General features: G+C 76.4%; 1 protein-coding gene. It reads left to right on the top strand.

Going from position 1 to position 3,160, the window contains the following annotated elements:
- Nucleotides 1-3,160, top strand: a 3,160-nt coding sequence (locus PV682_RS43915) for an amino acid adenylation domain-containing protein (RefSeq protein WP_319738549.1), incomplete at both ends; no start/stop codon positions are given.

Below are 3,160 nucleotides of genomic sequence, written 5' to 3'. Positions count from 1 at the left end.
CTGGCCCCTGTTCGACGTCCGCGCCGTGCACTACACGGCAGCGGACGGAGAGCGCCGTACGCGGATCGGGGTCAGCCTGGACAACCTGGTCCTCGACGGCCTCAGCATGATGACGGTCTTCACCGAGCTGGGCGCCCTCTACGCCGACCCCGACGCCGAACTCCCTGCCGTGGAGGCGACGTTCCGGGACTACCTGGCCTCGGTGCGGCCCGCGCCCGAGACGCTGGACGCCGACCGGGCGTACTGGCGCGAGCGGCTGCCCGAGCTGCCCCCGGCGCCCCGGCTGCCCCTCCTGCGCGACCCCGCCACGCTGGGCCGGCCCCGTTTCGCGCGCACCTCGGGGGAGCTCGGCGCGGAGCGCTGGCAGCGGCTCAAGGCGCGGGCGCGCGAGCACGGCGTCACCCCGTCGGCGCTGCTCCTGGCCGTCTACGCGGAGGTGCTCGGCGCCTGGAGCGAGAGCCCCGAACTGACCGTCAACCTCACCCTGTTCGACCGGCAGGAGATCCACCCGGACATCAACCGGGTGCTGGGCGACTTCACCTCGCTGCTGCTCGCCGCGCACCGGCCGCGGGCGGGCGAGGACTGGCTGACCCGGGTGCGCGGGCTCCAGGAGCAGCTGTGGCGCGACCTGGACCACCGCTCGGTGTCCGCCGTGTGGGTGATGCGGGAGCTGGCCCGCGCCCGCGGGGAGCGGGACGCGGCCGTGCCGGTGGTGTTCACCAGCGCGCTCGGCGTCGACGACGGCGTGTCCATGGACGCGCCGGACGGGTTCCCGGCGCGCGTGTGGGGGGTCAGCCAGACCCCGCAGGTGTGGCTCGACCTCCAGGTGTACGAGGGCCGGGACGGGTCGCTGCGCCACCAGTGGGACGCGGTGCGGGAGCTGTTCCCGGGCGGGCTCGTCGAGACGATGTCCGCCGCGTTCGGGACGCTGCTGCGCCGCCTGTGCGACGGCGACTGGCGTGCGCCCCGGCCCGCCCTGCTGCCCGACGGGCAGCGCGCGGTGCGCGAGCGCGTCAACGCCACGGGGCTGCCCGGCGGCCGGCGCGCCCTGCACCTGCCGTTCTTCGACCGGGCCGCCGCCGATCCGCGCCCCGCCGCGCTGCTGTGGGGCGCGGACGGGGTCATGACCCGGGGTGAGCTGCGCGAGCGTGCGCTGCGCGTCGCCGCCGCGCTGGCGGCGCGCGGGGTCGTCCCCGGGGACACGGTCGCCGTGTCGCTGCCCAAGGGCCCGGACCAGGTCGCCGCCGTGCTCGGGGTGGCCGCCGCCGGGGCGGCGTACGTGCCCGTCGGCGCCGACCAGCCGCCGGTGCGGCGCGAGCGGATACTGCGGGCGTCGGGGGCGCGCTGCGTCGTGGACGCGGGCTTCCTCGCCGAGCCACTGCCCGAGCCGCTGGCGGCGCCCGTGGCGAGCGACCCGGACGCGTGCGCGTACGTCATCTTCACCTCGGGGTCCACGGGTGAGCCCAAGGGCGTCGAGGTGACGCACCGGGCCGCCGCGAACACCGTGGAGGACATCACCGAACGGCACGGCATCGGCCCCGCCGACCGGGTCCTTGCGGTCTCCGCGCTCGACTTCGACCTGTCCGTGTACGACGTGTTCGGGCTGCTCGGCGCGGGCGGCGCGCTCGTGCTGGTCGCCGAGGACGAGCGCCGTGACGCCCAGCGCTGGCGTGATCTGGCCGTGCGGCACGGCGTCACCGTCTGGAACTCGGTGCCGATGCTCCTGGACATGCTGCTCACGGCCTCCGCCGGGCAGGCGCCGCCGGGGCTGCGCGTCGCGCTGGTCTCCGGCGACTGGGTGCCGCTCGACCTGGCCGGGCGGCTGGCCGGGGCGTCCCGGGGCCTCTGCGGGCTGACCGCGATGGGCGGCGCGACCGAGGCCGCGATCTGGTCCAACGCCTACGACGCCACGGACGGCGCCCCGGAGGGCTGGCCCTCGGTGCCGTACGGGACTCCGCTGCGCGGTCAGCGGTTCCGGGTCGTCGGGCCGCTCGGCGAGGACTGCCCGGACTGGGTGCCGGGCGAGCTGTGGATCGGCGGGGCCGGGGTGGCCACCGGCTACCGGGGCGACCCGGAGCGCACCGCCGACCGGTTCGTGACGGACGCCGGGGAGCGCTGGTACCGCACCGGCGACCTGGGCCGCTACCGGCCCGGCGGGCTGCTGGAGTTCCTGGGGCGCCGTGACCATCAGCTGAAGATCCGCGGCCATCGCACCGAGCTCGGCGAGGTCGACGCGGCGCTCCTCGCGCAGCCGGGCGTCGCCCGTGCGGTGACCGTGGCGACCGGGCCGCGCGGGCAGCAGCGGCTGACCGCCTTCGTGGTGCCCGAGGGCGCCCTCGACCTGGCCGGGCTGGAGCGGCGGCTCCCGGAGCGGCTGCCCGCGCACGCCGTGCCCTCCGCGTTCGTCCCGCTGCCCGAGGGGCTGCCGCTGACGGCCAACGGCAAGGTGGACCGGGCCGCGCTGGCCGCGTGGGCGGAGTCGGCCGGCGTGCCGTCGGGCGGGGACACGGAGCCGAGCGGGCCGGTGGAGGAGCTGGTCGCCGCCGTGTGGCGGGAGCTGCTGGGCGCCGGACGGGTCGGCAGGGACGACGACTTCTTCGCGCTCGGCGGCGACAGCCTGCTCGCGACCCGTCTCGTGGCCCGGCTGCGCGAGGCCGGGCTGAGCGGGGCCCGTATCGCGGGCCTGTTCACGCGCCCCGTGCTCAAGGACTACGCCGCCACACTCACCCTCGATGCCGAACAGCCCCTGACAGCACCGGGGTTGGTGCTCGACCCGGAGCACGCGCACGAGCCGTTCCCGGCGACCGACGTGCAGCGGGCGTACTGGATCGGGCGGACGGCGCAGCTGGATCTGGGCGGCGTCGGCTCGCACTACTACAGCGAGACGGACGAGGAGCACGCCGACGTCGCCGCCCTGGAGCGGGCCTGGCGGCGGCTGATCGACCGGCATCCGATGCTGCGGGCCGTGTTCGACGAGGACGGACGGCAACAAGTCCTCGCCTCCGTACCCGAGTTCACGATCCCCGTCGCGGAGGGCGAGGAACAGCTCGCCGTCCTGCGCGAGGAGATGTCCCACCAGGTCCTCGACCCGTCCCGCTGGCCCCTGTTCGACGTCCGCGCCGTGCACTACACGGCAGCGGACGGAGAGCGCCGTACGCGG

Source organism: Streptomyces niveiscabiei (genome assembly GCF_033794345.1).
In the GTDB taxonomy this organism is placed as follows: domain Bacteria; phylum Actinomycetota; class Actinomycetes; order Streptomycetales; family Streptomycetaceae; genus Streptomyces; species Streptomyces niveiscabiei.
The sequence above is the reverse complement of the archived record's forward strand: the minus strand, read 5'-3'. Positions and strand labels throughout refer to the sequence as shown.